The following is a 21,553-nucleotide window of genomic DNA, read 5'->3' on the forward strand; positions in this document are numbered from 1 at the left end:
GCGAGGATCATGGACGTGTTGCCACTGCTGTTGCTGGTGGCGGGAAGCGCGACGGTCGCCGGAGCGGCGCGGCGCACCCCGGTGCCCGCGCCCCTGCTGCTGGTCGCCGTGGGACTCGCCCTCTCGTACATTCCCGGGGTTCCCGACTACACGCTCGACCCGGAGATCGTGCTGCCGCTGGTGCTGCCGCCGCTGCTGTACAAGGAGGGCACCGAGAGCTCCTATCTCGACCTGCGGGCCAACATGCGTCCCGTGGCGCTGCTGTCGGTCGGGTACGTGCTCTTCGCGACCTTCGTGGTCGGCTGGGCCGCCTACGTGATCGTGCCCGGCCTGCCGCTGCCCGCGGCACTGGCGCTGGGCGCGGTGCTGGCGCCCACGGACGCCGTCGCGGCCGCCGCCATCGCCCGCCGGGTCGGCCTGCCGTCCCGGCTCACCACGATCCTCCAGGGCGAGTCCCTGCTGAACGACGCCACCGCGATCACCGCCTACCGGGTGGCCGTCGCGGCCGCCATCGGCGAGGGCGCCTCCTGGCTGCACGGGGTCGGCGAGTTCCTGGTGGCCGCGATCGGCGGTGTGCTCGTCGGGCTGGTGCTGATGGTGCCGATCCACTGGCTGCGCACCCACCTCAAGGAGCCCCTCCTCCAGAACACGCTCTCGCTGCTGATCCCGTTCGTCGCCTACGGCGTCGCCGAGCAGGTCCACGCCTCCGGCGTGCTCGCGGTCGTGGTGGTCGCCCTCTACCTGGGCCACCGCGCCTGGGAGGTCGACTTCGCCACCCGTCTCCAGGAGGACGCGGTGTGGCGGATGGTCGCGTTCCTGCTGGAGTCGGCGGTCTTCGCGCTGATCGGACTGCAACTGCCCGTCGTCCTGAAGGGGCTCGGCGCCTATCGGGGCATCGACGCCGGCTGGTACGCGTTCGCCCTCTTCCTCGTCGTGGTCGCGGCCCGGTTCGTGTGGATCTACCCGGCGGCCGTCGTGCCGCGTCTGCTGTTCCGGCGGATCCGCGAGCGGGAGGGGGACTTCACCTGGAGAACGCCCGTCGTCGAGGGCTGGGCCGCCATGCGCGGCGTCGTCTCGCTGGCCATCGCCTTCTCGATCCCGCTCACCCTGCACGACGGCAGCCCCTTCCCGCAGCGCAACCTGATCCTGTTCCTCACCTTCACCACCGTCATCGGCACCCTGGTGGTGCAGGGCCTCAGCCTGGCCCCGCTGATCCGGCTGATGAAGTTCCCGGCCCGGGACGTCCAGGCCGAGACCCTCGCCGAGGCCAACGCCCAGGCGCAGGCGTCCCGCGCGGCCGAGAGCCGCCTCGACGAACTCCTGTCCGACGAGAGCAACGAACTGCCGCCGCCGCTCGCCGACCGGCTGCGCGCGGTCCTGGAACGCCGCCGCAACGCCGTCTGGGAACGCCTCGGCCAGACCAACCCGGTCACCGGCGAGTCGGTCGACGACACCTACCGCCGGCTGTCCCGCGACATGATCAGTGCCGAGCGCGAGGTCTTCGTCCGCCTCCGCGACCACCGCTACATCGACGACGAGATGCTCCGCACCCTGCTGCGCAGGCTGGACCTGGAGGAGGCGGCCGCCTACCGGGAGACCGCCTGAGGATCCGCGACGAAGACCCCGGTCAGGCGGTGATCACCGCCGCCAGCCGGGTGCCGCGCGGCCACCGGCCCGCAGCGGCCAGCTCGACAAGGCCATACAGCAATTTGGCGACATACAGCCGCTCCACCGCCAGCCCGTGCCGGTCCTCGAAGTCCCGCGCGAAGCGGTCCAGTTCGGGCGTCGTGCGCGCGTACCCGCCGAAGTGGAACCGCTCGTCGAGCGACCAGTGCCCGCGCCGCGACCCGAACGCGTCCCGTTGCAGCCGCTCCGTCTCCGCGGCCAGGAACCCGCCCCGCAGCACCGGCACCCCCAGCGCCCGCTGCCCCGCGTCCAGCCCGGCGGCGAGCCCGGCCAGCGTGCCGCCGGTCCCGCACGCGACCGCCACCACGTCCGCCCGTCCGCGCAGCTCCTCGCCCAGCGCCCGGCACCCGCGCACCGCGGCCGCGTTGCTGCCTCCCTCGGGCACCACGTACGCGTCCGCCGCCCCGGCCGCGCGGGCGAGCGCGGCCAGCACCTCCGGCTCGCTCTTGCGCCGATACGTCGACCTGTCGACGAAGTGCAGACGCATGCCGTCGGCCGCGCACCGGGCCAGCGAGGGATTCAGCGGCCGGCCGGCGAGTTCCTCGCCCCGGACCACGCCCACCGCAGGGAAGCCGAGCAGGCGTCCGGCCGCCGCCGTCGCCCGCAGGTGGTTGGAGTACGCCCCGCCGAAGGTGAGCACCGGCCGCCCGGCCGCCGCCTCGATGTTCGGCACCAGCTTGCGCCACTTGTTGCCGATCAGCTCCGGATGGATCAGGTCGTCCCGCTTGAGCAGGAGCCGGACGCCGCGGCGGGCGAACCGGTCGTCCGCCACCTCCTGGAGCGGGGACGGGAGCCGGGGAGCGAGTATGTCGGCGCTGGTCACGCCGTCATTGTCGCCCGGAGCGCGGGCGCGCGGTCACTTCAGCCGGTCCCGGATACGGCCGCGCAGCCAGTCCATCGTGAAACCGCGGGGGTCCACCTTCCCCGGCTGCCACTCCCGGTGGCCGATCACCGACCGCTCGGTCCAGCCGTGGTGCCGGCACACCGCCGCGGCCACCTTCTCGACCGCCTCCAGCTGGGCCTCGGGCCACGGGTCCTCGCCGTCGCCCAGGTTCTCGCACTCGAAGCCGTAGAAGTGCCGGTTGCCGTCGGTGTTCGCCTCGTCGTCCGGGGGCAGCGCCTTCTCGGCGATCACGGCGCGCAGCACGTCGTCGTCGCCCGCTCCCGCGTGGTTGGCGCGGCCGTGGCCGACGAGGTGGACCGTGCCGTCCTTGGCGATGACGCCGTGGCAGAGCGGGCCGGGGAGGCCGGGGCGGCCGTCGCGGCAGATCCGGACCGTGTGCGCGGTGCCGCGGGTCGCCGTGTGGTGGATCATGACGCCGTGGACCGGGCCCCAGGGCCCCTTGTGGTTCCGGTTGTGTTCCCTCCAGTCGCCGACCTCGACGACCGTGACGCCCTCGCTCCGCAACGCGTCGAGGAAGGCGTCCGCGGACATGGGTGGGGCCATGACCGCCTCCTTCGCTTCCGTGCCTGCCGGTGTTCGTCCCTGCCTGCTCGTGCCCGCTCGTGCCTGCTCGTGCCTGCTCGTGCCGGCCTCGTGCCGGACCTCCTACCCGGTCCGCGGGGCCGGGCCCGCTCCCTCGCGGCTGTTCGGATCGCGTGCGAGCCGATCCGGACAAGTCGCCATATCGCGGGTCTGCCGTGTGACTATTCGCCCGGCATGCCCACTTGTTCGATGATCTATTCCCGCTCTTTCGGGTAATGGTCCCGGCACGTTCCGTGATGACAGGGTGGCCGACGAGACCGATGCGCGGGCAGTTCGGCGTCCGTGCAGGTATGGGAGGGCATTTCCTTATGTCGGTAGGCGAAGAGGTCCGCACGGACCAGGGCAAGCCGCAGCAGTCCCTGGACACCGCGGCCGCGCGGAACCTGGCCACCACGACCAAGTCCGCACCCCAGATGCAGGAGATCAGCTCCCGCTGGCTGCTGCGGACACTGCCCTGGGTGGACGTCCAGGGCGGCACGTACCGAGTGAACCGGCGGCTCACCTACACGGTCGGCGACGGCCGTATCACGTTCCTGAAGACCGGGGACCGGGTCGAGGTCATCCCCGCGGAGCTGGGCGAACTGCCCGTCCTGCGGTCGTACGAGGACCAGGAGGTGCTGGGGGAGCTGGCACAGCGCTGCCGGCAGCGCGACTTCGCCGCGGGCGAGGTCATCGCCTCGTTCGGCAGCCAGGCGGAGGAGGTCTACCTGCTGGCCCACGGCCGGGTCGAGAAGATCGGCACCGGCCCGTACGGCGACGACGCGGTGCTCGGCGTCCTCGCCGACGGCGCGCACTTCGGCGAACAGGGCCTGATCGACCCGGACGCCATCTGGGAGTACACCGCCCGCGCGGACACGGCCTGCACCGTGCTGACCCTGTCCCGGCAGGACTTCGAACAGGTCGCGGAGCGCGCCGACTCGCTGCGCGAGCACCTGCAGCAGCTGCGCGCGATCCCCGAGCAGCGCACCAACAAGTTCGGCGAGAAGGAGGTCGCCCTCGCGGCCGGCCACAGCGGCGAGCCCGAGATCCCGCACACCTTCGTCGACTACGAGGCACGGCCGCGCGAGTACGAGCTGAGCATCGCCCAGACCGTGCTGCGCATCCACACCCGGGTCGCCGACCTCTACAACCAGCCGATGAACCAGACCGAGCACCAGCTGCGGCTGACCGTCGAGGCGTTGAAGGAGCGCCAGGAGCACGAGCTGATCAACAACCCGGAGTTCGGCCTGCTCAGCAACTGCCAGTACGACCAGCGGCTGCAGCCGCACGACGGCGTGCCCAGCCCCGACGACATGGACGAGCTGCTCAGCCGCCGCCGCGGCACCAAGCTCTTGCTCGCCCACCCGCGCGCGATCGCCGCCTTCGGCCGTGAGCTCAACAAGCGCGGACTGGTCCCCGAGTCCGTCGAGGTCGGCGGCAACCGCATCCCGACCTGGCGCGGCGTCCCGATCTACCCGTGCAACAAGATCCCGGTCTCCGACGCCAGGACCACCTCGATCATCGCCATGCGTACGGGCGAGGACGACCAGGGCGTCATCGGCCTGCGCCAGTCCGGTCTCCCGGACGAGATCGAGCCGAGCCTGTCGGTGCGCTTCATGGGCATCAACGAGCAGGCCATCATCAACTACCTGGTCACGGCCTACTACTCGGCGGCCGTCCTGGTCCCCGACGCGCTCGGCGTACTGGAGAACGTCGAGATCGGCCGCTGGAGGTGACGTTTCCGCACTTCGCGGCCGTGTCCCCGCCCTCCGGGGCGGGTACACCCTCGGGGTACGTGCGAAGCCGGGGCGCAGACGCCACCGCGTGCGCACTCCGCGAGGGGGAGGCCATGGCCGAGTTCGTGACGGAGCGCCAGGAACAGCATGCGACGGAGGCGGCACCGGAGCGGGCCGAGTCATCGGACGGAGCCGAGGCGGCGGCCGTACTGGAGCGTGCACGGGCGTCCGTCGACCCCGAACTGCACGCGGCGGTCGACTCGTTGCCCGGTGCGATCCGGCGGATCGTGCGCTACCACTTCGGGTGGGAGCACGCGGACGGTTCGCCGGCGGACGGCGACGCGGGCAAGGCCGTCCGGCCCGCGCTCGTCCTCGCCGCCGCCGACGCGCTCGGCGGACCGGGGGCCCACACGCGGGCCGTCCGGGCCGCCGCCGCGGTGGAACTGGTGCACAACTTCACGCTGCTGCACGACGACGTCATGGACCGGGACACCTCCCGCAGGCACCGGCCCACCGCGTGGACCGTGTTCGGCGTCCCCGGCGCGATCCTCGCCGGGGACGCCCTGCAGGCGCTGGCCCTGCGGCTCCTCGCCGAGGACCCGCACCCGGCGTCCGGCCCCGCCGCCGTCCGGCTCGCGCAGTGCGTCCTCGAACTCTGCGCCGGCCAGCACGCGGACACGGCCATGGAGGACCGGGCCCCCGGCGAGGTCACCCTCGACGAGGTGCTCGTCATGGCCGAGGCCAAGACCGGCGCGCTGCTCGGCTCCGCCTGCGCCCTGGGCGCGCTGTACGCGGGGGCGGCGGCGGACGAGGTGGCCTCGCTCGACGCGTTCGGCCGGCAGGCCGGGCTCGCCTTCCAGCTGATCGACGACGTCATCGGGATATGGGGTGATCCACGGCGCACCGGCAAGCCGGCCGGCGCGGACCTCGCGGCCCGCAAGAAGTCCCTGCCGGTCGTCGCGGCGCTCACCTCCGGCCACCCGGCCGCCGAGGGACTCGCCGGTCTCTACGCCGGGCCGCGGGTCCCGGCCGACGCCGACGAGATCGCCCGCACCGCGCTGGCCGTGGAGCGGGCGGGCGGCCGGGACTGGGCGCAGGCCGAGGCCGCCGACCGGATGGCCCGCGCGATGCAGGAACTCGCCCGTGCCGTCCCCGACCCCGAGTCGGCCGGCGGCCTGCTCGCGCTCGCCGAGTTCGTGACCCGGCGCAGCAGGTGAAGACCCCGGAACCCCCGGAACCGCGCGGCTCCTGACCCCGCACGGCTCCCGGGGGCTCCGGCTCAACGGGTCCCGCACATCCCCACGACGTGCGGGGCCCGCCGTTTTCCGCCCGGCACCTGGCCGCCCGGCACCGGGCCGCCCGGCACCGGGCCCCCGCCGGATCCCGCCGGTTCGGCCTAGGCTGGAGACATGGACGGCCAGGACCGGGTCTGTCCCGTGTGCGGGCGGACCGTCGAGGCAGTGGTGCACCGGCACAAGACGCTGGGAGCGTGGGTCCCCGTCTGGGGACCGGGCCCCTGCCGCCACCCGGACTGCGCCGGGAACCGACGCCAGGAGCAGCGGCCGCCGGCCCCGCCCCCGGCACCCGAGTCCCAGGACGGCACGGAGCCGCCGACGCCCTAGCGTGGACGGCATGACCGCACTTCCGAACATCCTGCACATCACCGAGCGCTCCCTGTGGGAGGACGCCCGCGCGCGGGGCCGCTACGAGCTGTCCACCCGCGGCCGCACCCTCCAGGAGGAGGGCTTCATCCACTGCTCCACCCGCGACCAGCTCCCGCGCATCGCCGCGTTCCTGTACGGCTCCTACGACGGACCCGACGACCTCGTGGTGCTGGTGGTGGACCCGGCGCGGGTCGGCGTGCCGGTGAAGTGGGAGGCGGTGGACCCGGACGGCGAGGAGTTCCCGCACGTGTACGGACCGATCCCGGTCCCGGCCGTCGTGGCCGTGGAACCCTGGCCCCGGGCCGAGCCGGACCAGCCCTAGGTCCCGGCCGGCAGGCCGCCCGTCTCCGGGTCCCGGCCGGTCAGGCAGTAGAGGCCGCCCGCCGGGTCGCGCAGCACCGTCCAGTGGCGGCCGTCGGCCACGTGCACCGCGCCGAGTTCCTCGTGCCGGGCGCGGGTCGCCGCGATGTCCGCGCAGGCCAGGTCGAGGTGGGCGGTGGCGGGCCGCTCCTCGGCGAGCCGCTGGAGCAGGATCCGTACGGGCAGCCCGGCCGGCGGCCTGAGCACCCGGAACTCCGGCAGCGAACCGGTCAGCAGGTCCCAGCCGGTCAGCTCCGACCAGAATGCGGTCTCCGCCTCGTACGCGGACGGCGGGATGTCGAGGCTGACCTGGTCGAGACGGCTGCCCGCGACGACCGGCGGCCGTACCGACTCGCCCTGCCAGGGCACCGCGCACCACGCCTGGCCGCCGGGCGAGCGCAGGACGGCCCAGCCCTCGTGCTCGGCGACCGGCTCGGCACCCAGCTCCCGGGCCCGCTTCACCAGGCCCGGTACGTCCTCGGCGCACAGGTCCAGGTGGGCTCCGCCGGGGCCCGCGTCGACGCCCTGGACCTTGACGCAGGCGTCGACGCCGTTGGCCGGCAGCAGCGTCACGAACTCGTCGTCCTCCCCGCGGGGCGCGGACAGGAAGGTGCCGGTGACGGCCGTCCAGAAGGCGTGGGCGGCGGCGAGGTGCGCGGCGGGCCGGTCGGCGAAGGCGTACGTCCAGCGGATGGTCATGGAGGGGATCGTAGAGGGGCTGCCTTCGGGGCTTACCGGTCCCGGTGTTCGGTGAAGCGCAGCAGGTTGCCCGCCGGGTCCCGGAACGCGCAGTCCCGTACACCCCAGTGCTGGTCGGTCGGCTCCTGGATCACGTCACCGCCGTGCTCCCGCACCCGCTCGTAGAGCGCGTCGCAGTCGGTGGTGGAGAAGATGACCCCGCGGAGCATGCCCTTGGCGAGCAGCTCGGCCATGGCCTGCCGGTCGGCGGGGGAGGCGTCCGGGTTGGCGCCGGGCGGCTCCAGCACGATCTCCACGCCCGGCTGCTGCGGCGAGCCGACGGTCACCCAGCGCATCCCCTCGAACGACACGTCGTTGTGGACCTCCAGACCGAGGACGTCCCGGTAGAAGGCCAGGGCCTTGTCATGGTCGTCGACGGCGATGAAACACTGCGCGAGTTTTACGTCCATGAGGTCAGGCTAGGAGGAAACGACCGGTCGTGCCCCACCGGTTGACGCCCTCAGCTCATCGCCCAGACGTAGGGGTCGTGCCCGGCGGGCGGTACCGGCGGGCCGGGAGGGCGGAGGTCCGCGGTGGTGGCGAGGGGCTCGGCGACGTGCGCGGCCGGGGCGGTGCGGGACGCGGCCGGGCATCCGGGGTCGGCCCGGGTCCTGGCGAGGACGTCCGTCAGCAGAGGGTCCGCGGTGGCCAGCAGGGCGAGCAGGAGGTGGAAGGGCTGCACGAGCCGGTGGCCGAGCCGGTCGGCCTCCCGCGGCGCCCGTTCGAACACGCCGCCGGCCGCACCGCTCAGGGGCAGGTGCTCGCCGGGTTCGACGGTGCCGTCGCCCAGGGCCTCGGTCACTGCCGCGCGCAGCGCCTCGGCGGGTGCGCCGAGCTGGCGCAGGACCTCGGCGTCGCCGTCGTCGAGCAGCGCCAGCAGGACGTGGCCGGGCTCGACGTACCAGTGCCGGAGCGCCCGTGCCCGCCGGCGGGCCAGGTCGGCGACGTCCCGCGCCCGGTCACTGAACCTCTCGTACACGGCTCACCTCCGTCAGGTCCGCGGCGGCCCGCAGGGTGTGCGGGTGGTCCGGGCCGAGTAGCCGCTCCCGGGCCGTCACCACCTCCCGCAGCAGCACCAGGGCCTGCGCACGCTCGCCCGCGAACGCCAGGTTGCGGGCCAGCAGGTGCAGGGTCCGCAGGGTGTGCGGGTGGTCCGTGCCCAGCACCCGCCCCCGGTCCGCGAGCAGCGCCCGGAGCAGTCCGACCGCCTCCTCCCGGTGCCCGGCCTCGCCCAGGTTCACGGCGAGGAACTGCCGGGTGCGCAGGGTGTCCGGGTGGTCGGGGCCGAGCAGCCGCAGCTGGTCGGCGAGGAGCGGGCGCAGCAGCCCGGCCGCCTCCGCGGGACTTCCGGCGCCGCCGGTGCTGTGCGCGTGGGACTGGCGGCCGCGCAGGGTGTCCTCGTGCTCGGCGCCCAGGATCCGGGTCTGCTCCTCGACGACGTCCCGCAGCAGCGCGGCGGCTCCGGTCCAGTCCCCGGCCCGGCCCCGCTCGACGGCGGCCGCGTGGCGGCGGCGCAGTGCGGGTCCGGCGGTGGCGCCGAACGCGCGGTTGACGCCCAGGACGGCCGAACCGGCGGTGCCCGCGCCCCGGTTGAGCGGAGTGGGCAGGCCCTCGGCGGCCATGACCGCGCTCAGCCGGCGGAAGAGGTCGTCGACCGTCAGCAACTCGGGCCCGCCGACGACTCCTTCGCGCAGCAGCCGGATCAACCGGCCCGAGAACGCGGTGTGTTCCTCGCCGGGCAGGACGAGGGCCACCTGGTCGCGCTGGGCGGAGGTCAGCACGTAGGTGCCGGCCACCTCCAGCCGGTCGATCCGCCCGCCGCCGCTGAGCGGGTCGCCGACGGCCCGGCCGGAGAAGCAGCAGTCCAGGACCACCACCTTGGTCCTGGCGGGCGAGTCGAGGACGGCGTCGCGCAGCTTGTCGTACTCAAGGGAGTTGAACTCGGGTGCCTCCCAGCGGCTGTCGGGCAGCGCCAGGTACAGGGTGTGGCGGCGGCCCGCGACCAGGCCGTGACCGGCGTAGTGGACCAGCAGCAGGTCCTCGGCGCCGGCGACGGCGGCGCGCAGCCGGTCGCCGACCGTGCGCAGGTCGCCGTCGTCGAGCAGCACCGTGCAGTGGCTCTCGGGGACGAGCCGGTAGCGGGGTTCGGTGAGCAGCGCGGCGAGATCGGTGACGGTGCGCGCGACGACCGGCAGGTCGGGCAGGGCCGGGTCCGAGTAGCGGCTCGCGCCGATCAGGACGACCCGGGAGCGGTGCGGGTCGGGCAGGCTCACCTCAGCCGTCCCGTTCCGGCCGCTCCTCCAGGGCCTGGCGCAGGATCTCGGCCACGTCCTCGCGGCCGACCCGCCGGGCGTCGATCTCCACGGCCGGGCCGTGCTCGTGCCGGACGGTCAGTCTCACGTCGCTGCGGCGCGGCTGGGTGATCCAGGCGCGCAGGCAGGAGGCGAGCACGGTGAGCGGGCCGCCCGCGCCCAGCAGGACGGACACCGTGTCGAGCGGCGCGCCCAGGTGGCCCTCGGCCGGGGCGGCACCGCTCAGCCGGACCCGGCCGGCGAGCGCGGGTTCGCCGCGCAGCCAGTCGGCCAGCGACTCGGCGTCCGCGACCGGTGCGGGACCCAGGACGCAGATGATTGCAGTTGCCACGATTTCCCCCGATGCGTGCACGGACGCCGCCCGGCGCGCGCACGGGCACGCGCCGGGCGGCGCTGTCGGCCGTGACGGTCAGTCTAGGGCGGTGGCGGCGGAACGTGACCCGGTCAGTACGGACGGCGACGGGGCCGGGTGAAGGTGCGGGCCACGCAGGACGGGATCGCCGTGCTCTCCTCGTGGTCCCGCGCCCGGTAGGCGCTCGGCGTCTCCCCGACCAGTTCGGTGAAGCGCGAGCTGAAGGAGCCGAGCGAGGTGCAGCCGACGGTCATGCACACCTCCGTCACCGTGAGGTCGCCGCGCCGCAGCAGCGCCTTGGCCCGTTCCACCCGCCGGGTCATGAGGTAGCTGTACGGCGTCTCGCCGAAGGCCTTGCGGAAGCTGCGCTGGAAGTGCCCCGGGGACATGAGGGCGGTCCGTGCCAGCTCGGTCATGTCGAGCGGTTCGGCGTACTCGCGGTCCATGCGGTCGCGCGCCCGGCGCAGCCGCCGCAGGTCCTCCAGGGTCATGGCCTCAGCATCGCATGCACGTCCCGCACCCGGACCGGTGTTCTTGAACCGTCGTTTGCCTCCGGTTCGCGCGCCATTGGCCCGCGCTTGTTTGCATTGAGGAATGGACCACATCACGTTCCTCGTGGCGGTCGTGATCGTCACTGCACTGGCTTTCGACTTCACCAATGGGTTCCATGACACGGCGAACGCGATGGCGACGTCCATCGCCACCGGTGCGCTCAGACCGAAGACGGCCGTCCTGATCAGTGGTGTGCTGAACCTGGCCGGGGCCTTCCTCTCCACGGAGGTCGCCAAGACGATCTCCGGCGGCATCGTGAACGACGCGAAGGTGACCCCGGCGATGATTTTCGCGGGGCTGGTCGGGGCGATCCTGTGGAATCTCCTCACCTGGTTGGTCGGACTGCCCTCCAGTTCCTCGCACGCCCTGTTCGGCGGTCTGATCGGCGCCGTGTGGGTCGGCGCCGGCTCCGGCGCGGTCCACTTCGACAAGGTCCTCGAGAAGATCATCATCCCGGCGTTCGCCTCGCCGGTGGTGGCGGGCGTCGCCGCGCTGATCGCGACGTACTGCGCGTACCGACTCACCGCCCGCGGCCGCGAGGGATCGGTGACCAGGGGCTTCCGGCTCGGACAGATCGGCTCCGCCTCGCTGGTCTCGCTCGCGCACGGCACCAACGACGCCCAGAAGACCATGGGCATCATCACCCTGACCCTGATCTCCGTCGGCGCGCTCCCGGGCGACGCGGGCCCGCCGGTCTGGGTGATCTTCTGCGCCGGTCTCGCCATCGCGCTCGGCACCTACATCGGCGGCTGGCGGATCATCCGCACCATGGGCAAGGGCCTGACCGAGATCGAGTCCCCGCAGGGCTTCGCGGCGGAGACCGCCTCCACGGCCGTCATCCTGACCTCGGCCCACATGGGCTTCGCCCTGTCCACCACGCAGGTCGCCTCCGGATCCATCCTGGGCGCGGGCCTCGGTCGGCGGCTCGCGGAGGTCCGCTGGGGCATCGCGGGCCGGATGGTGGCCGCGTGGCTGGTCACCCTGCCGTGCGCCGCGCTGGTCGGCGGCGTCTCCGCGGCCGCGGTCAAGCACGGCGGCAACTTCGGCACGGTCGTGGTGGCGCTGGTCGGCGCCGCGCTCGCGACCGGCATCGTCCTGCTGTCGCGCCGCAACCCGATCGACGCGAAGAACGTCAACGACAGCCACGAGGTCGCCGTCCGCACGACGCCCCCGTCCAACGTCGGCACCGCCGCCTGACCGAGGGAGTACCCGTGAACATCGACTGGACCGCACTCGGCGAGGTCACCGCGGTGAGCATCGGAGTTACATTCGCAGTGGTGGTCGTCTTCGCCTTCGGCGTCCTCGGGCTCGCCCGCCACGAGGGAGCCAAGGAGCGGGGCGGCACCAGCACCGTGGGCGCCGCCCAGGCGGGGCTGTGCTTCCTGGCCTGCGCGGCCGTGGTGGCGTACGGCATCTACCTGATCGTCCCGCAGTTCCACTGACCCGCCGACCCCCACACCGCTGAGGAGGACTGGATGACGACGCCGGACCTGCTGTCCGACCTGGCCGACCTGAAGGTCGACTACAGCGACCCGGACGACCCCGTGCTCATCCGCCCGGACGGATCCCCGATCGACACCTGGCGGGAGAACTACCCGTACCCGCAGCGCATGGAGCGCAAGGAGTACGAGTGGCACAAGCGGCTCCAGCAGATCGAACTGCTGAAGCTGCAGACCTGGATCAAGGAGACCGGCCGCCGGATCGTCATCGTCTTCGAGGGACGGGACGCGGCCGGCAAGGGCGGCACCATCAAGCGCTTCACGGAGCACCTGAACCCCCGTGGGGCGCGCGTGGTGGCGCTGGAGAAGCCCACCGAGCGCGAGAGCGGCCAGTGGTACTTCCAGCGCTACGTCCAGCACCTGCCGACGGCCGGTGAGATCGTCCTCTTCGACCGGTCCTGGTACAACCGGGCCGGCGTCGAGCGGGTCATGGGCTTCTGCTCGGACGACGAGTACCGGCGCTTCATGCGCCAGACCCCGCTGTTCGAACGGATGCTGGTGGACGACGGGGTGGACCTGGTGAAGTTCTGGTTCTCCGTCTCGCAGGGCGAGCAGCGGACCCGGTTCACCATCCGCCAGGTCGACCCGGTACGGCAGTGGAAGCTCAGCCCGATGGACCTGGCCTCGCTGGACCGCTGGGACGACTACACGGCCGCGAAGGTCACGATGTTCCGGGAGACGGACACCGAGTACGCCCCCTGGACGGTGGTCAAGAGCAACGACAAGAAGCGGGCGCGCGTGGAGGCCATGCGCAGCGTCCTGGCCCGCTTCGACTACGCCAACAAGGACGAGGAGGTCGTCGGCAGCCCGGACCCGCGGATCGTGGGCGCGGCGGCGGGCCTCCTGGAGGCCGGCGAGGACGACCACCGCTAGCCGAACCGCGAAGGGGCCGCCGGACCGCGAAGGGGCCGGCCGGAGATCCGGCCGGCCCCTTCGGGGAGCGGAGAAGGTCAGGCCTTCTTGGTCTCCCAGAAGATCTTGTCGATCTCGGCGATGAGCTCCAGGGCCTTCTCGCCGGTCTTCGGGTCCGTGGACGCCTTGGCGGCGGACAGGGCCTTCAGGGTGTCGTTCACCAGCACGTGCAGCTGGGGGTACTTCTCGAAGTGCGGGGGCTTGAAGTAGTCGCTCCAGAGCACCGAGACGTGGTGCTTGGCGAGCTCGGCACGCTGCTCCTTGATGACGGTGGCGCGCGCCTGGAAGTGCGGGTCGTCGTTGGCGGCCATCTTCTCCTGCACGGCCTTCACCGACTCCGCCTCGATGCGGGCCTGGGCCGGGTCGTACACGCCGCAGGGCAGGTCGCAGTGCGCGCTGACCTTGACCTTGGGGGCAAACAGGCGGGAAAGCATGGAGCATTCCTTCCTCGTGATCGTCTTCTCAGGTGGGACATTACTCCCTGGGAAGCCTGATTTCGCGAGTGCCCCCATGGGCTTAGGACAAAAGTCCAGGGTCAGACTGAGACTGGTGGAGGAACGGACCGGGGAGGTGCCGGCGATGCCGGAGCTGTCGCAGGAGACCGAGCGGGGGAGGGGCGCCGCGCCCTTCGGACTGGCCGTGGTGACCGGCCCGTCGATGGTGCCCACGCTGTACCAGGGGGATCAGCTCCTGGTCCGGTACGGGGCCCGGGTCAGGGCCGGTGACGTGGTCGTCCTGCGCCACCCCTTCCAGCAGGATCTGCTGGTCGTCAAGCGGGCCGTGGAGCCGCGCGAGGGCGGCTGGTGGGTGCTCGGGGACAACGCGTTCGCGGGCGGCGACAGCACGGACTACGGGACCGTGCCCCAGGAGCTGATCCTCGGCCGTGCCCTGTTCCGCTGGCGGCCGCTCAGGGCCGGTCAGCGGTCGCCGCTGGCGCTGGCGCGCTGGGCGCTCTCGGCGGCCCGTCCGGTGCTCGCCGACCGTTCGAGCCGCTCGGGCCGGTCCGCCTCCAGGCGTTTGCGGGCCCGGTAGGCGGCCACGTTGGCGCGGGTCGCGCAGCGGTCCGAGCAGTAGCGCCGGGAGCGGTTGGTGGAGGTGTCGAGGTAGGCGTTGCGGCACGGCGGCGCCTCGCACAGGCCGAGCCGGTCGACGCCGTACTCGGTGAGGTGGAACGCCAGGCCCATCGCCGCGATCGCCGCGTAGCCCGCGGTGACGTTGGAGGGGTGGTCGGCCAGGTGCATGTGCCACAGCGGGCGGTCGTCCTCGTCCCGGTGGTCGTGGCCGGAGATCTGCGGCGAGACCGGGAATTCGAGCAGGAGCGAGTTCAGCAGGTCGACGGCGAGCGTCTCGTCGCCCTGGTCGGCCGCCTCGAAGACGGCGCGCAGCCGGCCCCGTACCGAGCGGAAGCGGGTGACGTCGGCGTCGGTGGCGCGGCGGGCCGCCGACGCGTTGACCCCGAAGAGGTCGCGGACGGCCTCGACCGAGGTCAGGGAGTCCTTGCCCCGGACCGGTTCCTCGCTGTTGACGAGTCGGACGGCGTAATCCGAGTAATAGGCCAGTTCCACTTGTAGTCCTTACGGGGGTGTTCTACGGTCAGTGGTGCGGTCGGGTAACAGCCGGTCGTGCATCCAGGGTATTACGTGACTCATGCGGCGGAGGGTTGCCATGACGGACGCGCAGACGGCCACGACCGGGGCGGACTGGCGGGCCTGGCAGGAGAGCTGGGACCGGCAGCAGGAGTGGTACATGCCGGACCGGGAGGATCGCTTCCGGATCATGCTCGACATGGTCGAGGCGCTCGTCGGCACGGCCCCGCGGATCCTCGACCTCGCGTGCGGCACCGGCACCATCACCGCCCGGCTGCTCGCCCGCTTCCCGGCGGCGGTGAGCGTCGGCGTCGACCTCGACCCGGCCCTCCTCACCATCGCCGAGGGCACCTTCGCGGGCGACGAGCGGGCCACGTTCGTCACCGCCGACCTCAAGGACCCGGGCTGGCGCACGAAGCTGCCGTACGACTCGTACGACGCGGTCCTGACCGCCACGGCCCTGCACTGGCTGCACAGCGAACCCCTCGCGGCCCTCTACGGTCAGATCGCGGAACTCGTCCGCGACGGCGGTGTCTTCATGAACGCGGACCACATGATCGACGACAGCACGCCCCGGATCAACGCGGCGGAACGGGCGCAGCGTCACCTGCGGATGGATCAGGCCAAGGCGGCGGGGGCGCTCGACTGGGCCCAGTGGTGGCAACTGGCCGCGCAGGACCCGGTACTGGCCGGGCCGACCGCCCGCCGGTTCGAGATCTACGGCGAGCACGCCGACGGCGACGTGCCGCCGCCCGCCTGGCACGCGCGGGTGCTGCGGGAGAAGGGCTTCGCGGAGGCCAGGCCGGTGTGGTGCTCGCCCTCGGACACGCTGCTGCTCGCGGTCCGGTGAACGCGTGAACGCGGAAGGGGCGGTACGAGCATCCTCGTACCGCCCCTTCCGCGTCGTGCGCGCTACAGCACCTTCGACAGGAACGACTTCGTGCGGTCGTGCTGCGGGTCGGTCAGCACGTCACGCGGGTGGCCGGACTCGACCACCACGCCGTCGTCCATGAAGACCAGGCTGTCGCCGACCTCACGGGCGAACCCCATCTCGTGGGTGACGACGATCATCGTCATGCCGTCCTCGGCCAGGTCCCGCATCACGTCCAGCACCTCGCCGACCAGCTCCGGGTCGAGCGCGGAGGTCGGCTCGTCGAAGAGCATCAGCTTCGGCTGCATGGCGAGCGCGCGGGCGATCGCGACGCGCTGCTGCTGGCCGCCGGAGAGCTGCGCCGGGTAGTGGCCCTTGCGGTCGCCGAGACCCACCCGGTCCAGCAGCCGCTCCGCGCGCTCCCGGGCCACGGCCTTGGCCTCGCGCTTGACCTGGACCGGCGCCTCCATGACGTTCTCCAGCGCCGTCATGTGCGGGAAGAGGTTGAAGCGCTGGAACACCATGCCGATGTCCCGCCGCTGCGCCGCGACCTCCTTCTCCTTCAGCTCGTAGAGCTTGTCGCCCTGCTGGCGGTAGCCGACCAGCTGGCCATCCACGTACAGCCGGCCGGCGCTGATCTTCTCCAGGTGGTTGATGCACCTGAGGAACGTGGACTTGCCGGAGCCGGACGGGCCGATCAGGCAGAACACCTCGCGCGGCAGCACCTCCAGGTCGATGCCCTTGAGGATGTGCGCGAGACCGAAGGACTTGTGCACGCCCTCGGCCTTGACCATCGGGGCGCCGCTGCTCGGCGGGGTGATGTCCTTGGCGAGACCGGTCATCGGGCCACCTCCGGGCGGCGGAACGAACCGAACAGTCGGAGGTTCTTGCGCAGCCGCTGGAACGGCGTCGGCGGCAGGTTACGCGTCGAACCGCGGGCGTAACGGCGCTCCAGGTAGTACTGGCCGACGCTGAAGACGCTGGTGAGGATCAGGTACCAGATCGACGCGACGAAGTACATCTCCACGACCGCCAGCGAGGTGCTGGAGATGTCCTGGGCGCGCTTGATCAGTTCGTTGAACTGCACCGCGTACGCCAGCGACGAGGTCTTGAGCATGTTGATGAACTCGTTGCCGGTCGGCGGCACGATCACCCGCATCGCCTGCGGCAGGACCACCCGGCGCAGCGTCTGGCCGCCGGTCATGCCCAGCGCGTGCGAGGCCTCGGTCTGGCCCTCGTCGACCGACTGGATGCCGGCCCGGACGATCTCCGACATGTACGCGGCCTCGTTCAGGCCGAGACCCAGCAGCGCCGCGAGGAACGGCGTCATCACCTGGTTCATCTCGTCCTTGTAGAACCCCAGGTTGAGGATGGGGAACACGAGGGACAGGTTGTACCAGAGCAGCAGCTGCACCAGCACCGGAGTGCCGCGGAAGAACCAGACGTACAGCCAGCCCACGGTGCTGGTGACCGGGTTCGAGGACATCCGCATCACCGCGAGGATGATGCCGAGCACCAGGCCCAGGACCATCGCCAGCACCGAGATGTACAGCGTGTGCCAGACGCCGGACAGGATGGTCCCGTCCGTCAGATAGTCCGGGATGATGCCGTAGTTGATGTTCGCGTTGGAGAACGCGATGCCGATCAGCACCAGGACGGCGATGACGGCGGCGCCGGCCACCCAGCGGCCGTAGTGGCGCACCGGGATGGCCTTGATCTGCTCCGGCGGCACCGACGGCGCCGGAGTCTTGTCGACCGTGTCAGTCACAGGGTCAGCCCTTCAGTCTTGCCCGGGGTGCTCAGGAGCCGCCGTTGATCTTCGACTCGGTGACCCCGCCCTGCGTGACGTTCCACTTCGCCAGGATCTTGGCGTACTCGCCGTTCTTGACGATGGCGTCGAGGGCGGCCTGCAGGGCGTCACGCAGCTGGGTGTTCTCCTTGGTGACGGCGATGCCGTAGGGGCCGGCCTCGATCTGGTCGCCGACGACCTCGAAGTCCTTGCCGCCGCCCGAGGTCTTGGCGTTGTAGGCCGCGACCGGGAAGTCGTTCAGGTCGGCGACGGACGCGCCCTGCTTCAGCCGGAGCAGCGCCTCGGGGTCGGTGTCGAAGGTCTGCAGGGTGATGGCCTTCTTGCCGTCCTTCGTACACTTCGTGCTCTGCGCCTTGGCGATGCCCTCGGAGGTGGTGCCCTGCTGCAGGGCGACGACCTTGCCGCACAGGTCGTCCAGGGTCTTGATGCCCTTCGGGTTGCCCTTCTGCACGAGGATCGAGGTGCCGGCGGTGAAGTAGTCGACGAAGTCGACGCCGTTGCCGACCTTCTTGCCGGTGTCGGAGTCGATGCCGTTCTGACGGTCCTTGGTGTCGTTCATCGCCGACATCACCATGTCGAACCGCTTGGACTGCAGACCCACGATCAGCTGGGCGAACTTGCCGTTCTGGAAGTCGAACTTCACGCCCAGCTGCTTGCCCAGCGCGTCGGCGATGTCGGGGTCGACACCGACGGCCTTGCCGCCCTCCATGTACTCGACCGGCGGGTAGGCGATGTCCGAACCCACCTTGATCACACCGGCCTTGCGGATGCTGTCCGGCAGCTTGCTCGCCAGCGGGGCCGAGGACGAGGAGGAACCGGAGTCGCTGCCCTTGTCCGTCTGGTCACCGCAGCCGGTGAGGATCAGGGCGCCTGCGACCGCGATCGCACCGACCGCTGCGGTCCTGGAGCGCGCGACAGTGGTACGACGGGTGGAGCTAGCGGTCATGGTGGGTTCCTCCGGCGGTGGGTTGAACAAGCCGATATACCGATGTGCCTGATATGTCGATATGCCGATGGGTCGACGGAAACACACACCATCGGGTGTCGCGACCTCGTGGGTTTACGGCATCCTGCCATTGGGATTGCTCCATACAGGTGTGTCACGATGTCAAAATCGGATAACGGGTGACCCCCGGAACGCGTCGGGCAGGACCTTCCCCGACCCACCGCCCCGCACATCTGCGGGAAGCCGGCCCTTCGGCCGGAAGATCTTCGGTTCACCGCCGGTTCATCCCGGACCCCGCTCCACGGTCGCCTGCCGGTCGCTCGCGCCGCTCATCTGTCGGGTACCTACGACATCCGTGATGTGACCTTGCGCCTATTCGACTCGTCGCGGGTGGCATCCGTCCGGTAAGAAGGTTCTTTACACCCCTCATCCGGGGCTCCAGGGCGCGTGTGCGGCGCGCCCGTCGCGCAGGTGCTCGTACGTGCCACTCGTGCGTATCAGTCATCGGGCCCTGCGCGGTGCCCGTCCGCTCCCTCACCGGGAGCGGCCGACCCTCAACCATGCATACCTAAGGGGTAAGACAAGTGGCAGCGGAGATCGTCAATCCTCGCAGCGACAACACGCCGGGCAGTTCGGACCAGGACGCAGGGGCCGAGCCCCTCGATTCCTTCGATCCGGCGTTCGCGCTCCACCGCGGCGGCAAGATGGCCGTGCAGGCCACCGTGCCGATCCGTGACAAGGACGACCTTTCCCTCGCGTACACGCCCGGAGTCGCGCGCGTGTGCACCGCGATCGCGGAACAGCCCGAGCTGGTCAACGACTACACGTGGAAGTCGTCCGTCGTGGCCGTCGTCACCGACGGCACGGCCGTGCTCGGACTCGGGGACATCGGTCCCGAGGCCTCCCTCCCCGTGATGGAGGGCAAGGCCATCCTCTTCAAGCAGTTCGGCGGCGTGGACGCGGTCCCGATCGCCCTCGCCTGCACCGACGTCGACGAGATCGTGGAGACCGTCGTCCGGCTCGCTCCCTCGTTCGGCGGAGTCAACCTGGAGGACATCTCGGCACCGCGGTGCTTCGAGGTCGAGCGCAAGCTCCAGGAGCGGCTCGACATCCCGGTCTTCCACGACGACCAGCACGGCACGGCCGTCGTGACGCTGGCGGCGCTGCGCAACGCGGCGCGGCTCAGCCGCCGGGAGATCGGCCAGCTGCGGGCGGTGATCTCGGGAGCCGGCGCGGCCGGGGTCGCCATCGCCAAGATGCTGGTCGAGGCCGGTATCGGGGACGTCGCTCTGGCCGACCGCAAGGGCGTCATCTCGGTGGACCGGGACGACCTGACCGCCGTCAAGCGCGAGGTCGCCGGGTTCACCAACAAGGCCGGGCTCAAGGGCACCCTGGAGGACGCGCTGGCCGGCGCCGACGTCTTCATCGGCGTCTCCGGCGGTACGGTCCCGGAGGAGGCCGTCGCCTCCATGGCCGAGGGCGCCTTCGTGTTCGCCATGGCCAACCCGAACCCGGAGGTGCACCCCGACGTCGCCCACAAGTACGCGGCGGTCGTCGCCACCGGGCGGTCGGACTTCCCGAACCAGATCAACAACGTGCTGGCGTTCCCCGGGATCTTCGCGGGCGCGCTCCAGGTGCGGGCCTCCCGGATCACCGAGGGGATGAAGATCGCCGCGGCGGAGGCGCTGGCCTCGGTCGTCGGTGACGATCTCGCCGCCGACTACGTCATCCCGTCGCCGTTCGACGAGCGGGTCGCCCCGGCGGTGACCGCGGCGGTGGCCGCGGCGGCACGGGCCGAAGGAGTCGCCCGGCGATGACCCGAATGGCCTCGCCCTTCCGGGGCGGGGCCATTTCCCTGTCCACCCGCCACCCGTGCGGGTGACCGCGAGGTCGCCGTGGTGCCCCGGGCGCTGCCGCCCGCGGGCTCCCCGCACCGGGACGGCGAGCCGCCGGCGGCCGCCGGCGGACGGGGGAGCGCGCAGTTCCCCACGTCCCTGCGGGGCGCGGTGCGCAAGAGGGGATGTGTCACAGCGGCCCCCGGTTTCGCCCTCGGCCCCGGGAACCTATCGTCGGTCCCATGTTCGCCGTCTACGCCGCCCGAATCGACCGCGACCAGCCGCTCTTGGGCCTTGAGTTGGGGGAACGTCCCGCCCCCGTGGCCCGGCCCGGCTGGAGCACCGTCGACGTCCGGGCAGCCTCCCTCAACCATCACGACCTCTGGTCCCTGCGCGGCGTCGGCCTCCCGGAGGACCGGCTGCCGATGATCCTCGGCTGTGACGCCGCGGGTGTCGACGCGGACGGCAACGAGGTCGTCCTGCACTCCGTGATCGGGCAGAGCGGCCACGGGGTCGGGCCGCACGAACCCCGCTCCATCCTCACCGAGCGCTACCAGGGCACCTTCGCCGAACGGGTCGCCGTCCCCACCTGGAACATCCTGCCCAAGCCCCGGGAGCTGTCCTTCGCGGAGGCCGCCTGTCTGCCCACCGCCTGGCTGACGGCGTACCGGATGCTGTTCACCAACGCGGGCGTCCGTCCCGGTGACTCGGTCCTCGTGCAGGGCGCGGGCGGCGGGGTCGCCACCGCGGCCATCGTGCTCGGCAAGGCCGCGGGTCTGCGGGTCTTCGCCACCAGCCGGGACGAGGCCAAGCGCAAGCGGGCCCTGGAACTCGGCGCCGTCGAGGCGGTGGAACCGGGCGCCCGGCTGCCGCAGCGGGTGGACGCGGTGATCGAGACCGTCGGCGCCGCGACCTGGTCCCACTCGGTGAAGTCGCTGCGGCCCGGCGGCACGATCGTCATCTCCGGCGCCACCAGCGGCGATAGGCCCTCGCACGCCGAGCTGACCCGGATCTTCTTCCTCGAACTGAAGGTCGTGGGCTCGACCATGGGGACCAAGGACGAGCTGGAGGACCTGCTCGCCTTCTGCGCCGCCACCGGAGTGCGCCCCGTCATCGACGAGCTGCTCCCGCTGGACCGGGCCCGGGAGGGCTTCCAGCGGCTGGAGTCCGGCGACCAGTTCGGGAAGATCGTCCTGACCGCTTCCTGAGCCGGGAGGAACGGGGAGCCG

Annotated in this window: 25 protein-coding genes; 12 read left to right on the forward strand and 13 right to left on the reverse strand. The window is 71.8% G+C overall.

What is annotated here, in order from left to right; all coding sequences use genetic code 11:
* Positions 1 to 9: 9 nt before the first annotated feature.
* On the forward strand, positions 10 to 1,605 hold the full coding sequence (locus ACIQOE_RS17935; RefSeq protein WP_365556563.1) for a Na+/H+ antiporter: 1,596 nt from the start codon (positions 10 to 12) through the stop codon (positions 1,603 to 1,605).
* A gap of 22 nt (positions 1,606 to 1,627) precedes the next feature.
* Here the strand turns inward: ACIQOE_RS17935 and ACIQOE_RS17940 are convergent, their stop codons facing one another.
* Positions 1,628 to 2,509 carry a pyridoxal-phosphate dependent enzyme gene (locus ACIQOE_RS17940; RefSeq protein WP_365556561.1) on the reverse strand — a complete coding sequence of 294 codons (882 nt, stop codon included), beginning with the start codon at positions 2,507 to 2,509 and terminating at the stop codon, positions 1,628 to 1,630.
* 33 nt (positions 2,510 to 2,542) lie between these two features.
* Complete coding sequence (locus ACIQOE_RS17945) at positions 2,543 to 3,133, reverse strand: N-acetylmuramoyl-L-alanine amidase (RefSeq protein ID WP_401412278.1); 591 nt, start codon at positions 3,131 to 3,133, stop codon at positions 2,543 to 2,545.
* Between the two features lie 347 nt (positions 3,134 to 3,480).
* Between ACIQOE_RS17945 and ACIQOE_RS17950 the strand changes: the two genes are divergently transcribed.
* The 4 genes from ACIQOE_RS17950 to ACIQOE_RS17965 all read left to right on the forward strand — a co-directional run bounded on the left by ACIQOE_RS17950 (position 3,481) and on the right by ACIQOE_RS17965 (position 6,873).
* On the forward strand, positions 3,481 to 4,887 hold the full coding sequence (locus ACIQOE_RS17950; RefSeq protein ID WP_351321759.1) for a family 2B encapsulin nanocompartment shell protein: 1,407 nt from the start codon (positions 3,481 to 3,483) through the stop codon (positions 4,885 to 4,887).
* Between the two features lie 113 nt (positions 4,888 to 5,000).
* Complete coding sequence (locus ACIQOE_RS17955; RefSeq protein ID WP_401412281.1) at positions 5,001 to 6,104, forward strand: family 2 encapsulin nanocompartment cargo protein polyprenyl transferase; 1,104 nt, start codon at positions 5,001 to 5,003, stop codon at positions 6,102 to 6,104.
* 192 nt (positions 6,105 to 6,296) lie between these two features.
* Complete coding sequence (locus tag ACIQOE_RS17960; RefSeq protein ID WP_399012183.1) at positions 6,297 to 6,509, forward strand: hypothetical protein; 213 nt, start codon at positions 6,297 to 6,299, stop codon at positions 6,507 to 6,509.
* A 10-nt stretch (positions 6,510 to 6,519) separates the two neighbouring features.
* Complete coding sequence (locus ACIQOE_RS17965) at positions 6,520 to 6,873, forward strand: DUF952 domain-containing protein (RefSeq protein WP_362643825.1); 354 nt, start codon at positions 6,520 to 6,522, stop codon at positions 6,871 to 6,873.
* Here the strand turns inward: ACIQOE_RS17965 and ACIQOE_RS17970 are convergent.
* From ACIQOE_RS17970 to ACIQOE_RS17995, 6 genes are all read right to left on the reverse strand, one after another.
* Positions 6,870 to 7,610 (reverse strand): VOC family protein, encoded by a 741-nt coding sequence (locus tag ACIQOE_RS17970; RefSeq protein WP_365556555.1) that lies wholly within the window; start codon positions 7,608 to 7,610, stop codon positions 6,870 to 6,872. The genes ACIQOE_RS17965 and ACIQOE_RS17970 overlap by 4 nt on opposite strands.
* A 32-nt stretch (positions 7,611 to 7,642) precedes the next feature.
* Entirely contained in the window at positions 7,643 to 8,059 is a 417-nt protein-coding gene (locus ACIQOE_RS17975; protein ID WP_351321767.1) for a VOC family protein, read from the reverse strand.
* Between the two features lie 50 nt (positions 8,060 to 8,109).
* Positions 8,110 to 8,628: a Clp protease N-terminal domain-containing protein gene (locus ACIQOE_RS17980; protein WP_351321769.1), complete on the reverse strand. Its 519-nt coding sequence runs from the start codon at positions 8,626 to 8,628 to the stop codon at positions 8,110 to 8,112.
* Complete coding sequence (locus tag ACIQOE_RS17985) at positions 8,609 to 9,922, reverse strand: tetratricopeptide repeat protein (protein ID WP_401412284.1); 1,314 nt, start codon at positions 9,920 to 9,922, stop codon at positions 8,609 to 8,611. Before ACIQOE_RS17985 ends, ACIQOE_RS17980 begins: the two co-directional genes overlap by 20 nt.
* Before the next feature lies 1 nt (position 9,923).
* Positions 9,924 to 10,292: a hypothetical protein gene (locus ACIQOE_RS17990; RefSeq protein ID WP_390632113.1), complete on the reverse strand. Its 369-nt coding sequence runs from the start codon at positions 10,290 to 10,292 to the stop codon at positions 9,924 to 9,926.
* A 113-nt stretch (positions 10,293 to 10,405) separates the two neighbouring features.
* On the reverse strand, positions 10,406 to 10,804 hold the full coding sequence (locus ACIQOE_RS17995; RefSeq protein WP_351321775.1) for a helix-turn-helix transcriptional regulator: 399 nt from the start codon (positions 10,802 to 10,804) through the stop codon (positions 10,406 to 10,408).
* A gap of 103 nt (positions 10,805 to 10,907) precedes the next feature.
* Between ACIQOE_RS17995 and ACIQOE_RS18000 the strand changes: the two genes are divergently transcribed.
* The 3 genes from ACIQOE_RS18000 to ppk2 are packed head-to-tail and all read left to right on the forward strand — an operon-like array spanning position 10,908 to position 13,237.
* Complete coding sequence (locus ACIQOE_RS18000; RefSeq protein ID WP_351321777.1) at positions 10,908 to 12,062, forward strand: inorganic phosphate transporter; 1,155 nt, start codon at positions 10,908 to 10,910, stop codon at positions 12,060 to 12,062.
* A 14-nt stretch (positions 12,063 to 12,076) separates the two neighbouring features.
* The gene (locus ACIQOE_RS18005) at positions 12,077 to 12,307 is read left to right on the forward strand and encodes a hypothetical protein (protein WP_351321779.1); all 231 of its coding nucleotides are present in this window, start codon (positions 12,077 to 12,079) and stop codon (positions 12,305 to 12,307) included.
* Positions 12,308 to 12,340: 33 nt separating this feature from the next.
* Positions 12,341 to 13,237 (forward strand): polyphosphate kinase 2, encoded by an 897-nt coding sequence (ppk2, locus tag ACIQOE_RS18010; protein WP_362643820.1) that lies wholly within the window; start codon positions 12,341 to 12,343, stop codon positions 13,235 to 13,237.
* A gap of 77 nt (positions 13,238 to 13,314) precedes the next feature.
* On the opposite strand, the gene sodN is transcribed toward ppk2, so the two are convergent.
* Positions 13,315 to 13,710, reverse strand: a complete 396-nt coding sequence (gene sodN, locus ACIQOE_RS18015) for a superoxide dismutase, Ni (RefSeq protein WP_055634112.1) — start codon at positions 13,708 to 13,710, stop codon at positions 13,315 to 13,317.
* A 145-nt stretch (positions 13,711 to 13,855) separates the two neighbouring features.
* Here sodN and sodX point away from each other — a divergent pair, with 145 nt between their 5' ends.
* A complete protein-coding gene (gene sodX / locus ACIQOE_RS18020) occupies positions 13,856 to 14,308 on the forward strand; it encodes a nickel-type superoxide dismutase maturation protease (RefSeq protein WP_365574222.1) in 453 nt (150 codons plus the stop codon).
* Here the strand turns inward: sodX and ACIQOE_RS18025 are convergent.
* Positions 14,194 to 14,841, reverse strand: coding sequence for a CGNR zinc finger domain-containing protein (locus ACIQOE_RS18025; protein ID WP_351321783.1), 648 nt, complete (start codon positions 14,839 to 14,841; stop codon positions 14,194 to 14,196). The two genes, sodX and ACIQOE_RS18025, sit on opposite strands and share 115 nt — an antisense overlap.
* A gap of 100 nt (positions 14,842 to 14,941) precedes the next feature.
* Here ACIQOE_RS18025 and ACIQOE_RS18030 point away from each other — a divergent pair, with 100 nt between their 5' ends.
* Entirely contained in the window at positions 14,942 to 15,712 is a 771-nt protein-coding gene (locus tag ACIQOE_RS18030) for a class I SAM-dependent methyltransferase (protein ID WP_401412289.1), read from the forward strand.
* Between the two features lie 62 nt (positions 15,713 to 15,774).
* On the opposite strand, the gene ACIQOE_RS18035 is transcribed toward ACIQOE_RS18030, so the two are convergent.
* The 3 genes from ACIQOE_RS18035 to ACIQOE_RS18045 are packed head-to-tail and all read right to left on the reverse strand — an operon-like array spanning position 15,775 to position 18,489.
* Positions 15,775 to 16,575: an amino acid ABC transporter ATP-binding protein gene (locus ACIQOE_RS18035; RefSeq protein ID WP_351321787.1), complete on the reverse strand. Its 801-nt coding sequence runs from the start codon at positions 16,573 to 16,575 to the stop codon at positions 15,775 to 15,777.
* A complete protein-coding gene (locus ACIQOE_RS18040; protein ID WP_362643819.1) occupies positions 16,572 to 17,501 on the reverse strand; it encodes an amino acid ABC transporter permease in 930 nt (309 codons plus the stop codon). The genes ACIQOE_RS18035 and ACIQOE_RS18040 overlap by 4 nt, the downstream gene beginning before the upstream one ends.
* Positions 17,502 to 17,532: 31 nt before the next feature.
* The gene (locus ACIQOE_RS18045) at positions 17,533 to 18,489 is read right to left on the reverse strand and encodes an ABC transporter substrate-binding protein (RefSeq protein WP_401412292.1); all 957 of its coding nucleotides are present in this window, start codon (positions 18,487 to 18,489) and stop codon (positions 17,533 to 17,535) included.
* Positions 18,490 to 19,073: 584 nt separating this feature from the next.
* On the opposite strand from ACIQOE_RS18045, the gene ACIQOE_RS18050 reads away from it, so the two are divergent.
* Positions 19,074 to 20,306: an NADP-dependent malic enzyme gene (locus ACIQOE_RS18050; protein ID WP_351321793.1), complete on the forward strand. Its 1,233-nt coding sequence runs from the start codon at positions 19,074 to 19,076 to the stop codon at positions 20,304 to 20,306.
* Positions 20,307 to 20,566: 260 nt separating this feature from the next.
* A complete protein-coding gene (locus ACIQOE_RS18055; protein WP_401412294.1) occupies positions 20,567 to 21,532 on the forward strand; it encodes a zinc-binding dehydrogenase in 966 nt (321 codons plus the stop codon).
* Positions 21,533 to 21,553 lie beyond the last annotated feature (21 nt).

Origin of the sequence: Streptomyces sp. NPDC091282 (genome assembly GCF_044757385.1) — a bacterium.
Lineage (GTDB): Bacteria > Actinomycetota > Actinomycetes > Streptomycetales > Streptomycetaceae > Streptomyces > Streptomyces gramineus.

Excerpts from the sequence above, each read along its gene's own strand:
- ACIQOE_RS17935 (WP_365556563.1), top strand. The coding sequence starts at position 10 with ATGGACGTGTTGCCACTGCTGTTGCTGGTGGCGGGAAGCGCGACGGTC.
- ACIQOE_RS17945 (WP_401412278.1), bottom strand. The coding sequence starts at position 3,133 with ATGGCCCCACCCATGTCCGCGGACGCCTTCCTCGACGCGTTGCGGAGC.
- ACIQOE_RS17950 (WP_351321759.1), top strand. The coding sequence starts at position 3,481 with ATGTCGGTAGGCGAAGAGGTCCGCACGGACCAGGGCAAGCCGCAGCAG.
- ACIQOE_RS17955 (WP_401412281.1), top strand. The coding sequence starts at position 5,001 with ATGGCCGAGTTCGTGACGGAGCGCCAGGAACAGCATGCGACGGAGGCG.
- ACIQOE_RS17960 (WP_399012183.1), top strand. The coding sequence starts at position 6,297 with ATGGACGGCCAGGACCGGGTCTGTCCCGTGTGCGGGCGGACCGTCGAG.
- ACIQOE_RS17965 (WP_362643825.1), top strand. The coding sequence starts at position 6,520 with ATGACCGCACTTCCGAACATCCTGCACATCACCGAGCGCTCCCTGTGG.
- ACIQOE_RS17970 (WP_365556555.1), bottom strand. The coding sequence starts at position 7,610 with ATGACCATCCGCTGGACGTACGCCTTCGCCGACCGGCCCGCCGCGCAC.
- ACIQOE_RS17975 (WP_351321767.1), bottom strand. The coding sequence starts at position 8,059 with ATGGACGTAAAACTCGCGCAGTGTTTCATCGCCGTCGACGACCATGAC.
- ACIQOE_RS17995 (WP_351321775.1), bottom strand. The coding sequence starts at position 10,804 with ATGACCCTGGAGGACCTGCGGCGGCTGCGCCGGGCGCGCGACCGCATG.
- ACIQOE_RS18000 (WP_351321777.1), top strand. The coding sequence starts at position 10,908 with ATGGACCACATCACGTTCCTCGTGGCGGTCGTGATCGTCACTGCACTG.
- ppk2 (WP_362643820.1), top strand. The coding sequence starts at position 12,341 with ATGACGACGCCGGACCTGCTGTCCGACCTGGCCGACCTGAAGGTCGAC.
- sodN (WP_055634112.1), bottom strand. The coding sequence starts at position 13,710 with ATGCTTTCCCGCCTGTTTGCCCCCAAGGTCAAGGTCAGCGCGCACTGC.
- sodX (WP_365574222.1), top strand. The coding sequence starts at position 13,856 with ATGCCGGAGCTGTCGCAGGAGACCGAGCGGGGGAGGGGCGCCGCGCCC.
- ACIQOE_RS18030 (WP_401412289.1), top strand. The coding sequence starts at position 14,942 with ATGACGGACGCGCAGACGGCCACGACCGGGGCGGACTGGCGGGCCTGG.
- ACIQOE_RS18035 (WP_351321787.1), bottom strand. The coding sequence starts at position 16,575 with ATGACCGGTCTCGCCAAGGACATCACCCCGCCGAGCAGCGGCGCCCCG.
- ACIQOE_RS18045 (WP_401412292.1), bottom strand. The coding sequence starts at position 18,489 with ATGACCGCTAGCTCCACCCGTCGTACCACTGTCGCGCGCTCCAGGACC.
- ACIQOE_RS18055 (WP_401412294.1), top strand. The coding sequence starts at position 20,567 with ATGTTCGCCGTCTACGCCGCCCGAATCGACCGCGACCAGCCGCTCTTG.